The sequence below is a fragment of the Streptomyces lateritius genome (genome assembly GCF_014649715.1).
GTDB classification, from domain to species: domain Bacteria; phylum Actinomycetota; class Actinomycetes; order Streptomycetales; family Streptomycetaceae; genus Streptomyces; species Streptomyces lateritius.
The window spans coordinates 226,163-247,579 of the sequence record NZ_BMTO01000013.1; the positions used below are offsets into that span (position 1 = coordinate 226,163).

At 71.3% G+C, this 21,417-nt stretch carries 17 protein-coding genes; 12 read left to right on the plus strand and 5 right to left on the minus strand.

Going from position 1 to position 21,417, the window contains the following annotated elements; translation table 11 throughout:
* Positions 1–149 precede the first annotated feature (149 nt).
* The 5 genes from IE136_RS25705 (at position 150) to IE136_RS25725 (ending at position 6,181) form a co-directional block, all read left to right on the plus strand.
* Positions 150–2,000: an acetolactate synthase large subunit gene (locus IE136_RS25705; protein WP_158990799.1), complete on the plus strand. Its 1,851-nt coding sequence runs from the start codon at positions 150–152 to the stop codon at positions 1,998–2,000.
* Positions 2,001–2,032: 32 nt separating this feature from the next.
* The gene (ilvN, locus tag IE136_RS25710; protein ID WP_158990801.1) at positions 2,033–2,557 is read left to right on the plus strand and encodes an acetolactate synthase small subunit; all 525 of its coding nucleotides are present in this window, start codon (positions 2,033–2,035) and stop codon (positions 2,555–2,557) included.
* 128 nt (positions 2,558–2,685) lie between these two features.
* Positions 2,686–3,687 (plus strand): ketol-acid reductoisomerase, encoded by a 1,002-nt coding sequence (gene ilvC / locus IE136_RS25715; protein ID WP_158990803.1) that lies wholly within the window; start codon positions 2,686–2,688, stop codon positions 3,685–3,687.
* 237 nt (positions 3,688–3,924) lie between these two features.
* Positions 3,925–5,514, plus strand: a complete 1,590-nt coding sequence (gene serA, locus IE136_RS25720) for a phosphoglycerate dehydrogenase (RefSeq protein ID WP_158990805.1) — start codon at positions 3,925–3,927, stop codon at positions 5,512–5,514.
* A gap of 85 nt (positions 5,515–5,599) precedes the next feature.
* Complete coding sequence (locus tag IE136_RS25725) at positions 5,600–6,181, plus strand: TetR/AcrR family transcriptional regulator (RefSeq protein ID WP_158990807.1); 582 nt, start codon at positions 5,600–5,602, stop codon at positions 6,179–6,181.
* Between the two features lie 39 nt (positions 6,182–6,220).
* Here IE136_RS25725 and IE136_RS25730 read toward each other — a convergent pair whose 3' ends face one another.
* Together IE136_RS25730 and IE136_RS25735 are read right to left on the minus strand one after the other, a co-directional pair.
* Positions 6,221–8,989: an AfsR/SARP family transcriptional regulator gene (locus IE136_RS25730; protein ID WP_189601518.1), complete on the minus strand. Its 2,769-nt coding sequence runs from the start codon at positions 8,987–8,989 to the stop codon at positions 6,221–6,223.
* A gap of 119 nt (positions 8,990–9,108) precedes the next feature.
* Complete coding sequence (locus IE136_RS25735) at positions 9,109–10,341, minus strand: PucR family transcriptional regulator (protein ID WP_158990811.1); 1,233 nt, start codon at positions 10,339–10,341, stop codon at positions 9,109–9,111.
* Between the two features lie 197 nt (positions 10,342–10,538).
* Between IE136_RS25735 and IE136_RS25740 the strand changes: the two genes are divergently transcribed.
* From IE136_RS25740 to IE136_RS25750, 3 genes are all read left to right on the plus strand, one after another.
* The gene (locus IE136_RS25740) at positions 10,539–11,507 is read left to right on the plus strand and encodes a proline dehydrogenase family protein (RefSeq protein ID WP_158990813.1); all 969 of its coding nucleotides are present in this window, start codon (positions 10,539–10,541) and stop codon (positions 11,505–11,507) included.
* A 30-nt stretch (positions 11,508–11,537) separates the two neighbouring features.
* Entirely contained in the window at positions 11,538–13,178 is a 1,641-nt protein-coding gene (gene pruA, locus IE136_RS25745; protein ID WP_158990815.1) for an L-glutamate gamma-semialdehyde dehydrogenase, read from the plus strand.
* 292 nt (positions 13,179–13,470) lie between these two features.
* Positions 13,471–14,013 (plus strand): GNAT family N-acetyltransferase, encoded by a 543-nt coding sequence (locus IE136_RS25750; protein ID WP_158990817.1) that lies wholly within the window; start codon positions 13,471–13,473, stop codon positions 14,011–14,013.
* Between the two features lie 7 nt (positions 14,014–14,020).
* Here the strand turns inward: IE136_RS25750 and IE136_RS25755 are convergent, their stop codons facing one another.
* Positions 14,021–14,761, minus strand: a complete 741-nt coding sequence (locus tag IE136_RS25755) for a hypothetical protein (protein WP_189601519.1) — start codon at positions 14,759–14,761, stop codon at positions 14,021–14,023.
* 93 nt (positions 14,762–14,854) lie between these two features.
* The gene (locus IE136_RS25760) at positions 14,855–15,865 is read right to left on the minus strand and encodes an MDR family NADP-dependent oxidoreductase (protein WP_158990821.1); all 1,011 of its coding nucleotides are present in this window, start codon (positions 15,863–15,865) and stop codon (positions 14,855–14,857) included.
* A 102-nt stretch (positions 15,866–15,967) separates the two neighbouring features.
* On the opposite strand from IE136_RS25760, the gene IE136_RS25765 reads away from it, so the two are divergent.
* Both IE136_RS25765 and IE136_RS36475 read left to right on the plus strand, forming a co-directional pair.
* Positions 15,968–16,846, plus strand: coding sequence for a LysR family transcriptional regulator (locus IE136_RS25765; protein ID WP_158990823.1), 879 nt, complete (start codon positions 15,968–15,970; stop codon positions 16,844–16,846).
* A gap of 229 nt (positions 16,847–17,075) precedes the next feature.
* Positions 17,076–17,210, plus strand: a complete 135-nt coding sequence (locus IE136_RS36475; protein ID WP_268247958.1) for a hypothetical protein — start codon at positions 17,076–17,078, stop codon at positions 17,208–17,210.
* Positions 17,211–17,213: 3 nt separating this feature from the next.
* Here the strand turns inward: IE136_RS36475 and IE136_RS25770 are convergent, their stop codons facing one another.
* On the minus strand, positions 17,214–18,791 hold the full coding sequence (locus IE136_RS25770) for a purple acid phosphatase family protein (protein WP_189601520.1): 1,578 nt from the start codon (positions 18,789–18,791) through the stop codon (positions 17,214–17,216).
* A gap of 152 nt (positions 18,792–18,943) precedes the next feature.
* On the opposite strand from IE136_RS25770, the gene IE136_RS25775 reads away from it, so the two are divergent.
* Positions 18,944–19,984 carry a 3-isopropylmalate dehydrogenase gene (locus tag IE136_RS25775; protein ID WP_158990825.1) on the plus strand — a complete coding sequence of 347 codons (1,041 nt, stop codon included), beginning with the start codon at positions 18,944–18,946 and terminating at the stop codon, positions 19,982–19,984.
* A 244-nt stretch (positions 19,985–20,228) separates the two neighbouring features.
* Entirely contained in the window at positions 20,229–21,317 is a 1,089-nt protein-coding gene (locus IE136_RS25780; protein WP_158990827.1) for a branched-chain amino acid aminotransferase, read from the plus strand.
* Positions 21,318–21,417: the final 100 nt, after the last annotated feature.

Sequence of the window (21,417 nt, forward strand, 5' to 3'; positions counted from 1 at the left end):
TGAAGCGGGGCCACGAACGGCCCGGCTTGAACGCTACCGACGCGCTCCCCTCGCTTGCCTCCCGGCACGAGGGGTTTTTTGTTGCACCGGCTCCCGCCAAACCCTCGCAAAACCTCGCAAAAACCCTCTGCTTCGAGAAGAGAATGCTGATGACCGAGCAGGCCACCGGGCACCATCCGCAGCCGCGGGCCCGTAGCGGCGGACAGTCCGCCACCACCGTCGAGCACGTCACGGGTGCGCAGTCCCTCATCCGTTCTCTCGAGGAAGTGGGGGCCGACACCGTCTTCGGTATTCCGGGCGGCGCCATCCTCCCCGCGTACGACCCGATGATGGACTCCAAGAAGGTCCGCCACATCCTGGTCCGCCACGAGCAGGGCGCGGGCCACGCCGCCACCGGCTACGCGCAGGCCACCGGCAGGGTCGGCGTCTGCATGGCGACCTCCGGACCCGGCGCCACCAACCTGGTCACCCCGATCGCCGACGCGCACATGGACTCCGTCCCGCTCGTCGCGATCACCGGCCAGGTCGCCTCGAAGGCCATCGGCACGGACGCCTTCCAGGAGGCGGACATCTGCGGCATCACGATGCCGATCACCAAGCACAACTTCCTGGTCACCAAGGCCGAGGACATCCCGAGGACGATCGCCGAGGCGTTCCACATCGCCTCCACCGGCCGCCCCGGCCCGGTCCTGGTCGACATCGCCAAGGACGCCCTCCAGGCGAAGACCGTCTTCAGCTGGCCGCCGCAGACCGACCTGCCCGGCTACCGCCCGGTGACCAAGCCGCACGCCAAGCAGATCCGCGAGGCCGCGAAGCTCATCACCGCCGCCAAGCGCCCCGTCCTGTACGTCGGCGGCGGCGTCCTGAAGGCCGGCGCCACCGCCGAGCTGAAGGTCCTCGCCGAGCTCACCGGCGCCCCCGTCACCACCACCCTGATGGCGCTGGGCGCGTTCCCCGACAGCCACCCGCTGCACGTGGGAATGCCGGGCATGCACGGTGCGGTCACCGCCGTCACCGCGCTGCAGAAGGCCGACCTGATCGTCGCCCTCGGAGCCCGCTTCGACGACCGCGTCACCGGCAAGCTGGACAGCTTCGCGCCGTTCGCCAAGATCGTCCACGCGGACATCGACCCGGCCGAGATCGGCAAGAACCGCGCCGCCGACGTCCCGATCGTCGGTGACGCCCGCGAGGTCATCGCCGACCTGGTCCAGGCCGTCCAGGCCGAGCACAGCGAGGGGAACAAGGGCGACTACACCGCCTGGTGGAGCGACCTCAACCGCTGGCGCGAGACCTACCCGCTCGGCTACGACCAGCCCGAGGACGGCAGCCTCTCCCCGCAGCAGGTCATCCAGCGCATCGGCCAGCTCGCCCCCGCCGACACCATCTACGCGGCCGGCGTCGGCCAGCACCAGATGTGGGCCGCCCACTTCATCGACTACGAGAAGCCGGCCACCTGGCTGAACTCCGGCGGCGCCGGAACGATGGGGTACGCGGTCCCGGCCGCCATGGGCGCCAAGGCCGGCATGCCGGACCGCCCCGTCTGGGCGATCGACGGCGACGGCTGCTTCCAGATGACCAACCAGGAGCTGGTCACCTGCGCGCTCAACAACATCCCGATCAAGGTCGCCATCATCAACAACGGCGCCCTCGGAATGGTCCGCCAGTGGCAGACCCTCTTCTACAACCAGCGTTACTCCAACACCGTGCTGCACTCCGGCCCGGAGGCCACCGGCCTGGAGCCCTCCAAGGGCACCCGCATCCCGGACTTCGTCAAGCTGTCCGAGGCCATGGGCTGTGTCGCCCTGCGCTGCGAGGACCCGGCCGACCTGGACAGGGTCATCGCCGAGGCCAACGCCATCAACGACCGCCCGGTCGTCGTCGACTTCATCGTCCACGAGGACGCCCAGGTCTGGCCGATGGTCGCCGCCGGCACCTCCAACGACGAGGTCATGGCCGCCCGGGGCGTGCGCCCCGACTTCGGCGACAACGAAGACGACTGAGACGAAGAGCCGTAGGAAGAGGAACGACGCACATGACTAGGCACACGCTCTCCGTCCTGGTGGAGAACACCCCCGGCATCCTCGCTCGGATCGCCGCGCTGTTCTCCCGCCGCGGCTTCAACATCGACTCGCTCGCCGTCGGTGTCACCGAGCACCCCGACATCTCCCGCATCACCATCGTGGTCAATGTCGAGGACCTGCCCCTGGAGCAGGTGACCAAGCAGCTCAACAAGCTGGTCAACGTCCTGAAGATCGTCGAACTCGAGCCCAGCGCCGCGATCCAGCGCGAGCTCGTCCTGGTGAAGGTCCGTGCCGACAACGAGACCCGCTCCCAGATCGTCGAGATCGTCCAGCTGTTCCGCGCCAAGACCGTGGACGTCTCCCCCGAGGCGGTCACCATCGAAGCCACCGGTTCGAGTGACAAGCTGGACGCGATGCTCAAGATGCTGGAGCAGTTCGGCATCAAGGAGCTCGTGCAGTCCGGCACGATCGCCATAGGGCGTGGTGCCCGGTCCATCACGGACCGGTCCCTGCGCTCCCTCGACCGCAGCGCCTGACCCCTCACGGACCGCCGGGCGGTCAACCGCCGGTCCGTCCGGCGGTCCGCCTGGCGAGACCCGAAAACCTTCCTTCCGCTCCCCGCCGTACGGTGGGACGCAACACCAGCACATCAAGGAGATTCCCAGTGGCCGAGCTGTTCTACGACGACGACGCCGACCTGTCCATCATCCAGGGCCGCAAGGTCGCGGTGATCGGTTACGGCAGCCAGGGCCACGCCCACGCGCTGTCGCTCCGTGACTCGGGTGTCGACGTCCGCGTCGGTCTGCACGAGGGCTCCAAGTCCAAGGCCAAGGCCGAGGAGCAGGGCCTGCGCGTGGTCACGCCCGCCGAGGCGGCCGCCGAGGCCTCCGTCATCATGATCCTCATCCCGGACCCGATCCAGGCCAAGGTCTACGAGGAGTCCGTCAAGGACAACCTGGAGGACGGCGACGCGCTGTTCTTCGCCCATGGCTTCAACGTCCGCTTCGGCTTCATCAAGCCCCCGGCCAACGTCGACGTCGCCCTGGTCGCCCCTAAGGGCCCGGGCCACCTGGTCCGCCGCCAGTACGAGGAGGGCCGCGGCGTCCCCGCGATCGCCGCCGTCGAGCAGGACGCGACCGGCAACGCCTTCGCCCTGGCGCTCTCCTACGCCAAGGCCATCGGCGGCACGCGCGCCGGCGTCATCAAGACGACCTTCACCGAGGAGACCGAGACCGACCTGTTCGGTGAGCAGGCCGTCCTCTGCGGTGGCGCGTCCGCGCTGGTGAAGGCGGGCTTCGAGACCCTGGTCGAGGCCGGCTACCAGCCGGAGATCGCGTACTTCGAGTGCCTCCACGAGCTGAAGCTCATCGTCGACCTCATGTACGAGGGCGGCCTGGAGAAGATGCGCTGGTCGGTCTCCGAGACCGCCGAGTGGGGCGACTACATCACCGGCCCGCGCATCATCACCGACGCCACCAAGGCCGAGATGAAGAAGGTGCTCACCGAGATCCAGGACGGCACGTTCGCCAAGAACTGGATGGACGAGTACCACGGCGGCCTGAAGAAGTACAACGAGTACAAGACCCAGGACGAGAAGCACCTCCTGGAGACCACCGGCAAGGAGCTGCGCAAGCTCATGAGCTGGGTGAACGACGAGGAGGCGTAAGCCCCGGGCGGAGGGGTCGGACGCTGCGTCCGGCCCCGTCCCGCATCGTTGGACACGCCGTCCAACCACGGACGGGTGATCCTTCCAACGAGGCGCAGGAAGTGCGCCGAAGCGGCACTACACTCTCAACCACATTCGCGTTCAGGCCCACAGCGTCGTGCGTCTTCCACGCGGCTAGCCCCTCCACCGCCTGCGGCCGTCGGGACGGCCGTCCGCACTGCATCTGTGAGGACTCACGTGAGCTCGAAACCTGTCGTACTCATCGCTGAAGAGCTGTCGCCCGCCACCGTCGACGCGCTGGGCCCGGACTTCGAGATCCGGCACTGCAACGGCGCCGACCGCGCCGAGCTGCTCCCCGCCATCGCCGATGTGGACGCGATCCTGGTCCGCTCCGCGACCAAGGTCGACGCGGAGGCCATCGCCGCCGCGAACAAGCTCCGGGTCGTCGCCCGTGCCGGTGTCGGTCTGGACAACGTCGACGTCTCCGCCGCCACCAAGGCCGGCGTGATGGTCGTGAACGCCCCGACCTCCAACATCGTCACCGCCGCCGAGCTCGCCTGCGGCCTGCTCGTCGCCACCGCCCGCAACATCCCGCAGGCCAACACGGCGCTGAAGAACGGCGAGTGGAAGCGCTCGAAGTACACGGGCGTCGAGCTGAGCGAGAAGACGCTCGGCGTCGTCGGCCTCGGCCGGATCGGCGTCCTGGTCGCCCAGCGGATGTCCGCGTTCGGCATGAAGATCGTTGCCTACGACCCCTACGTGCAGCCGGCCCGCGCCGCCCAGATGGGGGTGAAGCTGCTGGCCCTGGACGAGCTCCTGGAGGTCGCCGACTTCATCACCGTCCACCTGCCGAAGACCCCCGAGACCCTCGGTCTCATCGGTGACGAGGCGCTGCACAAGGTCAAGCCGAGCGTCCGCATCGTCAACGCCGCGCGCGGCGGGATCGTCGACGAGGCCGCGCTGTTCTCGGCTCTCAAGGAGGGCCGGGTCGCCGGCGCCGGTCTCGACGTGTACGCGAAGGAGCCCTGCACGGACTCCCCGCTCTTCGAGCTCGACCAGGTCGTCTGCACCCCGCACCTCGGCGCGTCCACGGACGAGGCCCAGGAGAAGGCCGGTATCGCGGTCGCGCGATCGGTGCGCCTGGCGCTCGCCGGCGAGCTGGTCCCGGACGCGGTCAACGTCCAGGGCGGTGTCATCGCCGAGGACGTCAAGCCGGGCCTGCCGCTCGCCGAGAAGCTCGGCCGGATCTTCACCGCGCTGGCGGGCGAGGTCGCGGCGCGCCTCGACGTCGAGGTGTACGGCGAGATCACCCAGCACGACGTGAAGGTGCTCGAACTCTCCGCGCTCAAGGGTGTGTTCGAGGACGTCGTCGACGAGACCGTGTCGTACGTCAACGCCCCGCTGTTCGCGCAGGAGCGCGGTGTCGAGGTCCGTCTGACGACGAGCTCGGAGTCGCCCGACCACCGCAACGTGGTCACCGTGCGCGGCACGCTCTCGAGCGGCGAGGAGGTCGCGGTCTCCGGCACGCTGGCCGGCCCCAAGCACCTTCAGAAGATCGTCGCGGTCGGCGACTACGACGTGGACGTCGCCCTCGCCGACCACATGGTGGTCCTGCGCTACGAGGACCGTCCGGGTGTCGTCGGCACGGTCGGCCGGATCCTCGGCGAGGCCGGACTGAACATCGCGGGCATGCAGGTCGCCCGCGCCGAGGAGGGCGGCGAGGCGCTCGTCGTCCTCACCGTGGACGACACCGTCCCGGCGGCGGTGCTCGCGGACATCTCCGAGGAGATCGGCGCCGCCTCGGCCCGCTCGGTCAACCTGGTCTGACGCCTTCAGCGCCTTCAGGGCTCCCGTACCCGGCTGCTAGACGATCGTCTTACACGCCCGTCTAGCAGCCGGGTACAGTGCTGTCATGGGACATCGCGAAGATCTGCTCGAAGGCGCCAAGCGCTGCCTCCTGGAGAAGGGCTACGCCCGCACCACAGCCCGCGACGTCGTCGCAGCCTCGGGCACCAACCTCGCCTCCATCGGCTACCACTACGGCTCCAAGGAGGCCCTGCTCCAGCAGGCGTTCCTCGCGCTGACGGAGGAGTGGGGCAACCAGGTCGGCCCGGCGGGAAGCGGCGACGGCCGCAAGGAGCTGCCGGCCGACCCGTACCAGCGCTTCCACACCGTCTGGGAGCAGGTCATCGCGGCGGCCGACGCCAGTCGCCCGGTCTGGAAGCTCCAGACCGAGGTCGTGACCCGCCTCGACGACGACGAGAAGCTCCGTGAGGCGATCAAGGAGCCGCAGCGGGAGGGCCGTCTGGGGATGGCCGAGGTGTTCCTCGGCCTCGACCCGGAGGCCGACCCCGAGAAGGCCCGGGTCGCCGGGCTGCTCTGTCAGGCGCTCGCGACGGGCGTGATGATCCAGTGGATGGTGGACCCGGAGACGGCCCCGACGGCGGACGACCTGACGGAGGGGCTCAAGGTCCTGATGGGGGAGCGCGACTGACGGAGGAGCGGGACTACCGCGGAGCCGGAGCCGGTGGGGTCAGGTACGGGCCATGAGGCGGACCATCGCCGTGTCGTACCGCGCCCGCAGCCCCACGTCCGCCGACACCCGCAGCAGCGCGCCCAGGGCCCGTACCGTCCCCTCGTCGTAGCCGAACGACTCCGCCTCGCGCGCCGCGTCCTCCAGCCGCCGGATGCCCTCGGCCTCGTCGCCGAGACCCAGCAGTGCCTCTCCGGCCGCCGTGAGCAGCAGCACCCGCGAGGCCGCCGAGGCGTCCCAGGGGCTGTCGAGGGCGAGCGCGGCGAGCGCGGTGTCGAGGGCCCGCCGCCACTCCCCGGTGTCCAGCCGATGGCGGGCGAGGTGGTGCAGCGCCAGGCGCTCGGTGTGCCGGTCCCCGGAGGCGCGCGCCAGCCCGGCCGCCCGTACGCACCCCTCGGCCGCCTCCTCCGGACTGCCGAGCGCCGCCTGCGCCAGCGACAGATTCACCAGCGCGGTCGCCTCCCCGCGCGGATCGTCCGCCAGCGCGGCCAGCTTGGGGGCCGCCTCCAGATGGACCAGCGCCTCCGCCGTGCGGCCCTCCTCGGTCAGCACCCATCCGAGCAGGGCGAGGACCCGCGCCTCGGCGCGTGCGTCGCCGTCGGCCCTGGCCGCCTCCAGCGCCATCTCAAGGAGAGGGGTCCAGCCGTCCCTGACCCGCCACACCATCTGCGGCCACAGGGCCAGCACGATCCGCCAGGTCCTTCCGTGCAGGCGGGCGGCGTGCGCCGCGGCCGCCGCCAGGGCGAGGTCGTCGCGCTCGGCGGCGTACCAGGCCATGGCCTGCTCGCGGTCCGTGAACTTCCGTACCGCCGCCGGCCGGCGGAAGTCGTCCGGCAGCGCGAAGCACGACTCGGCGCCCGGCTCGGCGGCATCCGCGGCGGCAAGGGCGGTGGCCACCATGTGGTCGAGCACGCGGAGGACGGCCTCGGGACCGGCGTCCAGGTCGCGCGCGTAGAGCCGTACGAGATCGTGGAGCGTCCAGCGCCCCGGCGCCGTCCGGGCGACCAGGTGCGCCGAGGTCAGCACGTCCAGCGCGGCCTCGGCGGTGGCCGGGTCCGTGCCGGCCAGCGCCGCCGTCGTGTACCGGTCGACATGCGTCCCGGGGTGGCGGCCCAGGTGGGCGAAGTGGTGCGCGATGTCCTCGGGCAGCCCGCGCACGGTGAGCCTGAGCGCCGCTCGTACACCCGTGTCCTCCACGTCGAGGAGACTCAGCCGCCGGGACTCGTCGGACAGTGCGGTGCTCATCGCGTTCAGCGACCATTCCGGCTGATCCGCCAGTCTGGCGGCGGCCACCCGCAGCGCGAGGGGAAGTCCGCCGCACAGCTCGGCGAGGCGCCTGGCGGCCACGGCCTCGGCGAGCACCCGCTCCTTGCCGAGCACCGCGGCGAGCAGGGCGGTGCCGTCCTCCGCTTCGAGGACGTCCACGGGAACGGGACGGGCCGCGTCGGAGGCGATCAGGCCGCGCAGCCGGTACCGGCTGGTGACCACCGTGACGCACCGGGCCCCGCCCGGCAGCAGCTCCCTGACCTGCTCGGAGCCGCGCGCGTTGTCGAGTACGACGAGGAGTTGACGGTCGGCGGCGAGTGACCGGAACAGCGCCGACGCGCCGCTCGTCGACTCGGGGATCCGGCGCGGTGCGACGCCGAGGGCCAGCAGGAACTCGCGCAGCACTTCGAGGTGGGTCGGCTCTCCGGTGTCGCTGAAGCCGCGCAGGTCGGTGTAGAGCAGGCCGCCGGGGAACAGGGCGCGGTTGCGGTGGGCCCAGTGGACGACGAGGGCCGTCTTCCCGACCCCCGCCGGTCCGGTGACCAGACAGACCGGCGCCTCGCCGGCGGCGGCCCGGGACAGCGCGGTGAGTTCACCGGTCCGGCCGTGGAAGCCGCGTGGCATACGGGGGAGGAGGTCGACCGCCTCGGCGGGGCGGGCGGTGGGGGGCGAGGGCGCGGGGTGGCGGTAGGCACTCGGCGACGCCGGCCGTTCACGCGTGGCCGGCGGCTGGGCCGGAGCCGAAGCGTCCTCCGTGTCGTCGTCCTCCCCGCGCAGGGCCACCGCGTAGGCGTCCGCCAGCTCCCGGCCGGGGTCGACGCCCAGTTCGTCGGCGAGAAGCCGACGCGTGCGGTGGAACCAGTCGAGCGCCTCCGAGCGGCGCCCCGCGCGCCGCAGCGCCCGCATGAGCGCGGCGGCCAGCGATTCGCGCAGCGGATGGGCCTCGGCCTCCGCGCGCAGCACGGCAGCGGCCCGCGCGTGCTCGCCCAGTCGCGTGTACGCCGTGGCGAGCAACTCCACGGTGGCGAGGCGGAGTTCCTCCAGCGCGTGGGCGGCGGCCTGGAGGGGCTTGCTCGGGTACGCGCCGGTCAGCGCGGGCCCCTGCCAGAGGGAGAGCGCCTCCTGGTACATCGCCACGGCGTCGGCCGGTGCGGTCTGGCCGCGGGCGAGGGTCACCAGCTCTTCGAAGCGGTGGGCGTCCAGCAGGGTCTGCGGCATCCGCAGGACGTACGCGGTGCCCTGGGTGACCAGCTCCACGCCGAACGACTCGGCCTCCGCGTCGGCGAGCAGGCCGCGAAGGCGCGACACGTGGCCCTGGATGACGCTGCGGGCGCGCGGCGGCGGCTCCTCGTCCCACAGGGCGTCCGTCAACCGCTCGACCGGCACGGGACGGTTGGGCCTCAGCAGCAGGGCGGCGAGGAGGCTGCGCCGCTTGGCGGGGCCGAGTGGCAGTTCACCGGCCCCGGTGGCGACGGAAACCGCTCCGAGCAGCCGGAACTCCACTGGGCAACTCCTCCTGGGGGAAAGCGCCATGTTACTGGAGGGTTCTCGTCGTCACGGGCCGGCTCCGGCTTGGATTCGCCCCCGTGGAGCCGATCGCGGCCGTGCTTTCGGAGCCGTTCCTACAGCTTCGCCGCCTTGAGCGCCATGTGGAGCAGCAGGCGGTCCTCGCCCGCGTCGAGGTCGAGGCCGGTGAGCTGTTCCACGCGGGAGAGGCGGTAGTAGAGGGTCTGGCGGTGGATGCCGAGGGCGGCCGCCGTGCGCCCGGCCTGGCCCGCGTGGTCGAGGAACACCTCGGCCGTGCGGGCCAGTTCACCGTGGGCGGGGCCGAGCAGCGCGCGGACCGCGGGGTCCGGCTCGGCCGCGGGGAGGCCGGTGAGCAGACGGTAGGGGCCGATGGCGGCCCATCGCGCGAGCGGGCCGAGCGAAGGCTGTGCGGTCGCCGCGCGGGCCGCGGCGCCGGCCTCGCGCCAGGCGGTGTCGAGGGAGGGGAGCCCGCGCCGTGGGTCGGCGACGCCCGCGACGGCTTTGGGGCCCGCGGCGTCCCTCAGCTGGTTGGCGGCGGCCGTCGCCGGGGCGAGGTTGTCGGCCGAGCGCAGCCGGATCAGCGCGGCCAGCGCCCGCGGCGCGGCGGTCGGGCCGGCCGGCTCGTCGCCACCCGCGTGTGCGTCCGCCCCTTCCCTGCCCCCGCTTTTGGCGGAAACGGCGCCGCCCGGGCCGCCCCACGGCACCGTGCACAGCGCCGCCGCGCTCGGGACCGTACGGGAGGACGGGCCGTCCTCGTTGGGCCAGGGGGCCACACAGACCAGTGCGTGCAGGCCCTCCGCGTCCGGGCCCAGCGCCGTGCGCAGGGCCGCGAGCGCCATGTCGTACTGCCAGCCGCGCTCGGCCGTCAGACTCGCCCGCAGTTCCCGGGAGAGGTCGGCGCCCGCCCGCTCCTCGTCCGCGAGCAGCCCGCCGATCCGGGTCGCGACCTCCATCGCCGCCGTGAGCTGCTCGTGCGTCGGCCCCGGCTCGGCGTCGAGCAGCCAGACGTAACCGAGGACGACGCCCCGGTGCCGTACCGGCAGACAGATCCGGTCCCGCAGGACGCCCGCGTCCGGGGCCGCCGGGATCCGCACCGGGCCGGTCGCCCGGGTGATCCCGAACCCCTCGAACCAGGCGCGGACCGCCGGGGTCGACTTCCTGGTCAGGATCGAGCGGGTGCGGACCGGGTCGAGCGCGGTCTCGTCGAAGAAGCTGTCGCTGTCGTGGGCGCCGAAGGCGATCAGGCCGAAATCCCGGTTCTCCAGCGTCGCCGGAGCGCCGAGCAGCGTCGAGATCTCGTCCACCAGCTCCTGGTAATCGCCCTTCACGCGGCCATTCTCGCACCCGAGCGCTCTTCCTTCATACAGATGTCTGAGATGCCGTCCACAGATGCGTGACAGCTGTCGATGGCAGAGGATCGGAGCGATCCTTAGGTTTCACGGTGGTTCTTCGTGCTGTTCCCGATATGTTCCGTGGGTTCGGGTACAGCACGTTCTCTGCACCCCGTTTCTCCAGGAGGTGGCCCGTGCTGGGTCCCGTGATCCTCGCCGCGTCCCGCAGCGACAAGATGCGCCGCTTCGTGTCGGCCGCCCCCGGGACCAAGCAGGTCGTCGACCGGTTCATCGCCGGTGAGACGGTCGAGGACGTCATCCCGATCGTCCAGGACATCACCGGCCGGGGCCTTGAGGTCACCCTCGACGTCGTCGGCGAGGACATCACCACCGTCGAGCAGTCCTACGCCGCCCGGGACGCCTACCTGGAGCTCATCGGCCGCCTCAAGGAACTGGGCCTCGGCGAGCGCGCCGAGATGTCGGTGAAGCTGTCGATGTTCGGGCAGTCCCTCCCGTCGCTCGCCGGAGGGCCCTCCGGGCCCGCAACCGCGTTCCCGAACGGACACGAGCTGGCCCTGGCCAACGTCCGCCCGGTCGTCGAGGCCGCCGCCGAGATCGGCACCACGGTCACCCTCGACGCCGAGGACCACACCACCCTCGACTCGATGTTCGCCATCCACCAGGAGCTGCGGAAGGACTTCCCGCAGACCGGCTGCGTCATCCAGGCGTACCTCTTCCGCACCGAGGAGGACGCCCGCCGCCTCGCCGCCGACGGCTCCCGCGTCCGCATCGTGAAGGGCGCCTACAAGGAGCCGGCGTCCGTCGCCCTCCAGGACAAGCCCGAGATCGACAAGGCGTACGTCCGGATCATGAAGATCCTGATGGACGGCGAGGGCTACCCGATGATCGGCTCGCACGACCCGCGGCTCATCTCCATCGGCCAGGAGCTGGCCCGCCGCGCCGGGCGCAAACTGGACGAGTACGAGTTCCAGATGCTGTACGGCATCCGCAGCGAGGAACAGAACCGTCTCGCCGCCGAGGGGCACCGCATGCGCGTCTACACCGCCTACGGCACGGACTGGTACGGCTACTTCATGCGCCGCCTCGCGGAGAAGCCGGCCAACCTCCTCTTCTTCGCCCGCTCCATCCTCACCAAGGGCTGAGCCCACCTCTCACAAGGAGTTACGAGACTCATGGACGCTGTCACCCAGGTCCCCGCTCCGGTCAACGAGCCGGTGCACAGCTACGCCCCCGGTTCCGCCGAGCGTCTCCGTCTGGAGGCCAAGCTCAAGGAGCTGGCCGAGAACCCGCGCGAGCTGCCGATGACCATCGGCGGCGTCAAGCGCATGGGCGGTGGCGAGCGCTTCGACGTCGTCCAGCCGCACAACCACAAGGCCGTCCTCGGTACCTTCGCCGCGGCCACCGAGGCGGACGCCCAGGACGCCATCGACGCGGCCCTGGCCGCCGCCCCGGCCTGGCGCGCGATGTCCTTCGACGACCGCGCCGCGATCATCCTGCGCGCCGCCGAGCTGCTGGCCGGCCCGTGGCGCGAGACGCTGGCCGCCTCCACCATGCTCGGCCAGTCCAAGACCGCCCAGCAGGCCGAGATCGACACCCCCTGCGAGCTCGTCGACTTCTGGCGCTTCAACGTGGCGTACGCCCGCCAGATCCTGGCCGAGCAGCCGCCGGCGAACTCCCCGGGCGTGTGGAACCGTCTGGACCACCGCCCGCTGGAGGGCTTCGTCTACGCGATCACGCCGTTCAACTTCACGGCCATCGCGGGCAACCTGCCCACCGCCCCCGCCCTCATGGGCAACGTGGTGGTCTGGAAGCCGTCCCCGACGCAGACCCACTCCGCCGTGCTCCTCATGGAGCTCCTGGAGGAGGCCGGCCTGCCGAAGGGTGTCATCAACCTGGTGACGGGCGACGGCATCGCCGTCTCCGAGGTGGCCCTGAACCACCGCGACCTGGCCGGCATCCACTTCACGGGTTCGACCAAGACCTTCCAGCACCTGTGGAAGACGGTCGGCAACAACATCGAGAAGTACCGCTCGTACCCGCGGATCGTCGGTGAGACCGGCGGCAAGGACTTCGTCGTCGCGCACCCGAGCGCCGACCGCGCGGTCCTGAAGACCGCGCTGACCCGCGGCTCCTTCGAGTTCCAGGGCCAGAAGTGCTCCGCGTCCTCGCGCGCGTACATCCCGGCCTCGATCTGGAACTCCGGCTTCAAGGAGGAGTTCGCGGCCGAGGTCGACGGCATCAGGATGGGTGACGTCACCGACCTGTCGAACTTCATCGGTGCCGTGATCGACGAGCGCGCGTTCGCCAAGAACAAGGCCGCGATCGACCGCGCGAAGGCCGACCCGACCTGCACGGTCGTCGCGGGCGGCACCTACGACGACTCCGAGGGCTACTTCGTCCGCCCGACCGTCATCGAGTGCTCGGACCCGGAGAACGAGGTCTTCACGACCGAGTACTTCGGCCCGATCCTCGCGGTCCACGTCTACGACGACAGCTCCGCCGAGAAGTACGACGAGATGCTGACCCAGATGGAGTCGGTCTCGGACTACGCCCTGACGGGCTCGGTCATCTCGGGCGACCGCGCGGCCGCCGCGTACACGATGGAGAAGCTCCGCTTCGCCGCGGGCAACTTCTACATCAACGACAAGTCGACCGGCGCCGTCGTCGGCCAGCAGCCCTTCGGTGGCGGCCGCGCGTCCGGCACCAACGACAAGGCCGGCGCCCCGCAGAACCTGATGCGCTGGACGCTGACCCGCGCGATCAAGGAGACCCTGGTCCCGCCGACCGACTACGGCTACCCCCACATGGGCTGACGCCCCCGGGCCTCCTGAGGCCCACCCCCTGACACCGCCCCCTTCCTCGGTCCCCCAACCGAGGACGGGGGCGGTTCTCATGCGCCGGCCTGAAGGGGCGTCGGCATGCGGACGCGTTCCAGACCTCGGGGTCCCGGCAACACCGAAAGGGAGCGAAGGGCTCTCACGAACCCGCCTGCGGTGAGACGCAGTTGTCAGGCTGTACGCCGGCTCTGTGGTGTGCCGGAGCCTTCGAGCCCACCGGGCGGCTCAGGGCAGGCGCCGGGCCACGGGAGGATGGCAGACTGGTTCCGTGGCCGACTCCCTGCACATCGCTCCCACCCATGAACTCGGACCCCAACGACTGCGCGCCGTAAGGGAGATGCTCGACGCCGTTTTCGGCGGCGAGTTCTCCGACGAGGACTGGGACCACGCCCTCGGTGGCATCCACGCCTGGATCGAGGACGAGCGGGGCATCGCGGCCCACGGCAGCGTCATCATGCGGCGCGCCCTCCACCGGGGCCGTTCGTACCGCGTGGGGTACGTCGAAGGCGTCGGCGTCCGGGCGGACCGGCGGCGGCAGGGGCTCGCGGGGCTGCTCATGGCCGAGCTGGAGCGGGTGATCGACGGGGCGTACGCCTTCGGGGCGCTGTCCGCGTCCGACGACGGAGCCGCGCTCTACGCGGCGCGGGGCTGGCACCTCTGGGAGGGGCCGATCGAGGTGCTCGGGCCCGAGGGGTCCGCCCGCCTCCCGGAGGAGGAGGGGTCGACCTTCCTGAAGGCGGCGGAGGGCCGGGTCCTGCCCGATCCCGCCGCCCCGCTCGCCTTCGACTGGCGTGACGGCGACGTGATGTGACGAGCGGTCAGCCACCCTGCCGGGCGTGAGCCCGCTGCGTCTCCAGCTTCGCCGTGTACGTCGCCGAGATCGCCCAGCCCACCCCGAACAGCGCGATGACGTAACCCGGCAGCCCGAGTTCCGTCAGCGCCACGCCCAGACATGTCAGCGCGGCCACCGCCCAGACGGCCATCGCCACCTTCCCCCGGCGGCTCAGGAACAGCCGGCCGCGGGATGCCCCGGCCTGTTCCGCCGGGCCCGTGCGGGCCGCCTTCGGGCGCTTGAAGTAGCCGTACACCATCCACTCGCCGCACAGTTCCCAGCCCTCGGGCTCCAGCTCGCCCAGGACCATCTCGCGGCGCCGACCGCCGATCACCTCGCGCCGGTACTCCCAGCGCAGCGCCACCCCGGGCGCCCGGCGGCACACGAACCGGCCGAGGGCGTCCAGCGACTCCACCTCCCAGCCCCGGTCGCCGTGGACCGCCAGCATCCGCCGGTCGTTGAAGAGGTCCGCCGTCCAGGTCCAGCTCTCCGCCGTCCCGTCCGGCTCGCCGGGCAGCGGGGCGAGCCCTCCGAGCCGCGCCGCGAACGCGGCGGCCGGGCCGAACTCCGCCTCCGGGCCCGTCCCCGTCGCCGCGAGATGGCCTCGCAGATCGGCCACGGTGCAGTCGATCTGCTCCCGCGGCACACCGGCGCTCCGCAGCGCGGCGGCGAGCTCGTCGAAGTAGGCGCCCCCGTGGGCGGGCTCGTGGGCGGTGTCCGTGGTCATCGTGTCGTTCCCCCTGGGCTGAGCATGGTCCGTACGGCGCGGCGGCGGGCCGGTCAGGCCCCCTCCCCGTTCCTCGCGCCGCTCCAGGCTAGATCAGCCGCCCGGCCGGGACACCAGCATCTTTCCCGTGTTCTCGCCGCGCAGCATCCCGAGGAACGCCGCCACGATGTGTTCGAAGCCCTCCACCACCGTCACGTCCAGCGGCAGCCGCCCGCTCCGCAGGTGCGGCACCGCGAAGTCGTACAACTCCTGCTGCGCGTCTCCGTGGTCGCTCACCAGGAACCCTTCGAGCCGGATGCTCTTGCCGACCAGGTCGAAGAGGTTACGCGGGGCGGCCGGGGGAGCGGAGAGCGCGTGGTACTGCGCTACGGCACCGACCCAGGCGATCCGGCCGTGCTCCCGCAGGGCGGCGATCGACGCCTCCAGATGGTCGCCGCCCACCCCGTCGAGCACGGCGTCGAGCCCGTCCGGGGCCGCCTCGGCGAGCAGTTCGGTGACCGGCCCGTCGTGGTAGTCGAAGGCCGCGTCGAAACCGACCCGCTCGGTCAGATGGGCGACCTTCCGCGCCGAGCCCGCGCTGCCGACGAGCCGGCCCGCGCCCAGCAGCCGCGCGAAGCGTCCGGCTGCCGTCCCCACGCCGCCGGCAGCGGCGGAGACGAACAGGTCCTCGCCCGGCTGGAGCCGCGCGATCCGCGTCAGACCGACGTACGCCGAAAGGCCCGTCCCGCCCAGCACGCTCAGGTGCGCGGCCAGGGGGACGCCGTCGAAGCCGGGGACCGGGCGCACCTCGTCGGGCCGGACGAGGGAATGGGTGCGCCAGCCTCTGCGGTGCTGCACCAGATCGCCGGGGGAGAGCCCCGGGGCGCGGGACTCCACGACCCGCCCGAGGGTGCGGCCCTCCATGGGCGCGTTCAGCGTCCACAGGGAGTCGTCGTCCATCGCCTCGCGGTGGTACGGATCGACCGACCAGAGGAGGTTCTCGACGAGCGCGGTGCCGGGGGCCGGGTCGGGGACGGGTGCCTCGACGAAGGCGAAGTGCGCGAGTGTGGGGAAGCCCACGGGGCGGGCGGTCTGCTGGACGGTGATCATGGTGTCGTTCGTCATGCCGGAGACCGTAGGAAGGAATCCCGCGGGCGGGCAGGGGGCTGCGTCGACGGACCACCCCGATCCATGAATCCTCCTCATACACCCAGGTGGGCGCCGCACATGACCGACCTCGCGCCGCACGAACTGCGCATTCTCGTCGCCGTCGGGAAGGAGCGGGGCTTCTCCGCCGCCGCCGGCGCGCTCGGCATGACCCAGTCCGCCGTCTCCCACTCGGTGCGCGCCAGCGAGCGCAAGCTCGGCGCCGTCCTCTTCGACCGCGGCCGCGCGGGCGCCACCCCCACCGCCGCCGGCGAACGCGCCCTCGCCCACGCCCGGCGGGTGCTGCGGCTCCTGGAGGTGATGGGCGCCGAGGTGCGTGGGGTGGCCGACGGGACCGGCGGCACCCTCGCCGGGCCGCTGCGGATCGCCGCCTTCCGCAGCGCCGCCCTGCATCTGCTGCCCGGAGTCCTGGAGCGCCTGGCCGCCCGGCACCCGGAGATCCTGCCGGAGGTGCGGATCGTACGGGAGGTGGGGCGCGGCACCGCCGGTGAGGTCATGGACGGGCGGGCGGACCTCGGCATCGCGACGATCGGGACGACCTCTCCCGTACCGCCGCAGCTGGTCGGGGGAGTGCTCGTCGAGGAGGGGTACGCCCTCGTCCACCCGGCCGGGCACTCCTCGCCGCGCTCGCTCCCGCTCGTCGACTGGACGGAGAACTGCACCTCCTACACCCGCGCGTGGTGGGCGGAGCAGGACTGGCTGCCGTCGGCGACCGTCGAGGCCGAGGACGACGGAGCGGTGCTCTCGATGGTGAGCAGTGGTTTCGGCATGGCCGTGATGCCGGAACTCTCCCTGATCGGAGCACCGCCCTCGGTCCAGATCACCGATCTCGGTCCGGAGCGCCCGACGCGCTCCGTCGGCTACGTCACCACCCCTGAGCTGGCTCGATCCCTCGCCGTACGGGCTCTGATCCGGGAGCTGCGCGCCGCGGTCCGATGATCGCCGTCTCAGATAGTAGGAAGTCCGAGTAATTGTGGAGACAGATGCGGCCGCCTGTCCTAGCTTTGTAGGAGCCGAACGTCTCGCTTCATCAGCGAATGGCGGTCGTGAGCGCGGTGCCCCTGTGCAGGCAACCCCTGCGGGCCCGCTCCCCGCCCCTTCCGGCGCCTTCGATCATCACTGATCTCCGATCCCCGGATCACCACTGATCTCAAGGAGTCGATCCCCCATGGCCGCAGAGACCGCCGTCCGTCGTGTCCGCCACTCCGTCACCCGCCCCGGCGACGACGCCCGCAAGAACGCCGCCGCCGCCCTCCAGCGGGCCCTCGACCGCCGTGACAACGGCGGATCGACCGGTCACTGACCTTCACGGCGCCGAGCGCCGCACCTCGAAGTGGTCGATGCGCTCGCCGGTCTCGGCGAGCGCGGAGACCTTGAGCACCGGTGCCGCACCGGCCACCGCCTCGACCGCGAGGAACGAGAAGCCGGTGTAGCGCACCCGGGACCACTCCACGGTGTCCGGGTCCGGCAGCCGGAGCTTGGTCCAGTGGTACGTCACGATGTGCTCGTGGTGGTGGACGTGCCCCTCGTAGCTGTCCTGGACGCCGAGCCCGAAGCCGTACAGCTCCTTGCCCGCGCCGCCGGCCGTGACGTACACGATTCCGTCGCGCGTCGGGTCGGTCGTTCCGCCGATCGGCACCGGGCGCCCCACCTCGCCGCCCTTGATCGCGTCCGTGCGTTCGTAGACGTGGTTGTGGCCGTTGACCACCAGGTCCACCTGGTGCTTGGTGAAGAGCGGCAGCCACGCGTCGCGCACCCCTCCGTCGGAGGCGTGCGTGGACGTCGAGTAGGCGCAGTGGTGGAAGAAGACCACCAGGAAGTCGATCTCCGGCCGGGCGCGCAGGTCGCCGAGCCGCCGGTCGAGCCAGGCCGTCTGCCGCCCCTCCGTGTACCCCTTGTTCGCCGGGATCTCGTACGAGACGTCGTTGGCGTCGAGCGCGACGACACCGACGTTGCCGTAGGTGAAGGAGTACACGCCGGGCGCTCGGACCGGGTCGGGACCGTTGGCCGGCAGCGAGAAGCGGGCCGACTGGCCGCCGTAACCGTTCGGCGAGTACCACGCCTCCATGTCGTGGTTCCCGGTCGTCACCATCCACGGCACACGCGCCGCCACGCTCTCCGTCTGTGCCAGGAACTGGTCCCAGACGCGGGCGTCGTAAATGTCCGACTCCTTGCCCTGGCCGGTGGAGTCCGCGTAGCAGAGGTCGCCGGCGTGGAGGTGGAAGGCCGGGTTCTGGCCGAGGATCAGCTGGTCGTTGGCGAGGGCGTGATAGCTGACGCCCTGGTCGCCGAAGGCGGTGAAGACGAAGGTCTCGGGCACCGCCGGAGCCGTACGGAAGGAACCGAGTGTGGAGATCCGCTCCGGGGACGCCGGGTCGAAGCCCTGGTGCCCGACGCCGTAGTAGTACGTCGTCCCCGGTCGCAGCCCGTCGATCCCCGCGTGCAGGTAGTACTGGTCGACGGCCGGCAGCTTCCGGGAGAGCGAGGGAGTGTGCAGCGGGCGCACCTCCGCCTCGATCCGCGCCCCCAGTTCCCACGGCCTGAGCCCGATGCGCACGTACGGGCGGACCACGGCGAAGGGGACCTGCCAGGAGATCCGCATCTGGGTCGTGGGATCGGCGCCGAAGGCGAGGTGGCGGCCGAACGGGGCGACGAGCGAGCCGTCCACGGCGGCCGTGGCCGGGGCCGTGACCAGTGCGGGGGAAGCGGCCGCGGCCGGCGTCGCGGTGAGCAGTCCGGTCCCGGCCGCGGCGGCGGACGCGACCGACCCGGCGAGTATCCGACGGCGCGTCAACTTCGCGCGCAGGTACTCGTGTTGCTCCGGCATGGACATGCGACGCGCGAGGGCCTCGGGGATACCGAAGCGTGGGGTGTCCTCAGTCATGGCGGGCAACTTGCCAGTAACTTACGACTCCGCGCCAGACGTCGGATGAACGAAATCCAACGGATTCGTGCGCCCCGGCCCGGCGACCGGCAAGAGCGTCCGCATGGTGGACAGTGCGTGTCAACCGCTGGGACGAGGAGTAGGGTGCCGACATGTCTCACAGCATCAATCTCGCAGTCATTCCCGGCGACGGCATCGGCCAGGAGGTCGTGGCCCAGGGCCTGAAGGTCCTCGCCGCCGCCCTTCCGCAGGATGTGAAGCTGGAGACGAAGGAGTACGACTTCGGCGCCAAGCGCTACCACGCGACCGGTGAGACCCTCACCGACGCCGACGTCGAGGCCCTCAAGCAGCACGACGCCATCCTGCTCGGCGCGATCGGCGACCCCTCGGTCCCCTCCGGCGTGCTGGAGCGCGGCTTCCTGCTGAAGCTCCGCTTCCTCTTCGACCACCACGTGAACCTGCGTCCGTCGAAGCTGCTCCCCGGCGTGTCGACCCCGCTCAAGGGCCAGCCCGAGATCGACTTCATCGTGGTCCGCGAGGGCACCGAAGGTCCGTACACCGGCAACGGCGGCTCCATCCGCACCGGCACCCCGCACGAGGTCGCCACCGAGGTCTCCGTCAACACGGCCTTCGGTGTCGAGCGTGTGGTCCGTGACGCCTTCGCCCGCGCCCAGGCCCGCCCGCGCAAGAAGCTGACGCTGGTCCACAAGAACAACGTCCTGGCGTACGCGGGCCACCTCTGGACCAACATCTTCAACAAGGTGGCCGAGGAGTTCCCCGAGGTCACCACGGACTACCTGCACGTGGACGCGGCGACGATCTTCCTCGTCACGCAGCCCGAGCGGTTCGACGTGATCGTCACCGACAACCTCTTCGGCGACATCATCACCGACCTCGCCGCGGCCGTCTCCGGCGGCATCGGCGTCGCCGCCTCGGGCAACATCAACCCGAGCGGCGAGTTCCCGTCCATGTTCGAGCCCGTCCACGGCTCCGCGCCCGACATCGCGGGCCAGGGCAAGGCCGATCCCACGGCCACCGTCCTCTCCGTCGCCCTCCTCCTGCGCCACCTCGGCTACGAGACCCAGGCCGGCCGCATCGAGCAGGCCGTCGCCGCCGACCTGACCGAGCGCGGCGACTCGGTCCGTACGACGGACGAGATCGGCGACGCGCTCGCGGTACGAGTAGCGAGCTGACCCGCCGACTGACGCCACACACAGCCGCCGGGTCGCATTCCGCACCCGGCGGCTGTACCTATGCGGTCGCAGGGTGCCACCATCACATCCTGGACCGTATGCACACCGTTTCCGTGCACCGGTCCCCACGGGCGATAATCGAACGTGGGGCCGCGGCATGCGGGAAAGCTCGGACGTCCTAGCAGAGCACTGATAGCGGCGTGAGCGCGGTCCGTCACACACAACCGGTGAAGGACAAGCACTCATGACGACGCCCACGATCGAGCTCAAGCCCTCCTCCAGCCCGCTGTCCGAAGCGGAGCGCGAGGCGATCCTGGCCAGCCCCGGATTCGGCCGCCACTTCACCGACCACATGGTGACGATCCGGTGGACCGAGGGCCGTGGCTGGCACGACGGCGAGCTCGTGCCGTACGGCCCGCTCTCCCTCGACCCGGCCACGAACGTCCTGCACTACGCCCAGGAGATCTTCGAGGGCCTCAAGGCGTACCGCAGGCCCGACGGCTCCGTCGCCACCTTCCGCCCCGACGCCAACGCCCGGCGCTTCCAGGCGTCCGCGCGCCGTCTGGCCATGCCGGAGCTGCCCGTCGAGACCTTCATCGAGGCCTGCGACGTGCTGGTCCAGCAGGACAAGGCATGGGTTCCGTCGCACGGCGGCGAGGACTCCCTCTACCTGCGCCCGTTCATGATCGCGACCGAGGTCGGCCTCGGGGTGCGCCCGGCGAACGAGTACCTCTTCGTCGTCATCGCCTCGCCCGCCGGACCGTACTTCCCCGGCGGTGTGAAGCCCGTCTCCATCTGGCTCTCGGAGGACCGCGTCCGCGCCGTCCCCGGCGGCATGGGCGACGCCAAGACCGGCGGCAACTACGCGGCCTCCCTGCTGGCCCAGGCCGAGGCGGCGGCGAAGGGCTGCGACCAGGTCGCCTACCTCGACGCCGTGGAGCACAAGTGGGTCGAGGAGCTCGGGGGCATGAACCTGTACTTCGTCTACGGCGACAAGATCGTGACGCCGACGCTCACCGGCTCCCTGCTCGCCGGCATCACCCGTGACTCGCTCCTGCAGCTCGCCAAGGACCTCGGTTACGAGGCCGAGGAGGGCCGGGTCTCCATCGACCAGTGGCAGGCGGACACCGAGAACGGCACCCTGACCGAGGTCTTCGCCTGCGGCACGGCCGCGGTGATCACCCCGGTCGGCACGGTGAAGTCGACGCGCGGCGAGTGGCAGCAGTCGGGCGGCGAGCCCGGCGAGGTCACGATGCGCCTGCGCGACGCGCTGCTCGCCATCCAGACGGGCAAGGCGGAGGACGTCCACGGCTGGACGCACGAGCTGGCCTAGTGACCTGAGTCGGGGATTCGTCGGCAGTAGGCGGCTACTTTGTCGAGGATCTCGTCGGCGGTCTTCGTCCAGACGAACGGCCTGGGGTGCTCGTTCCAGT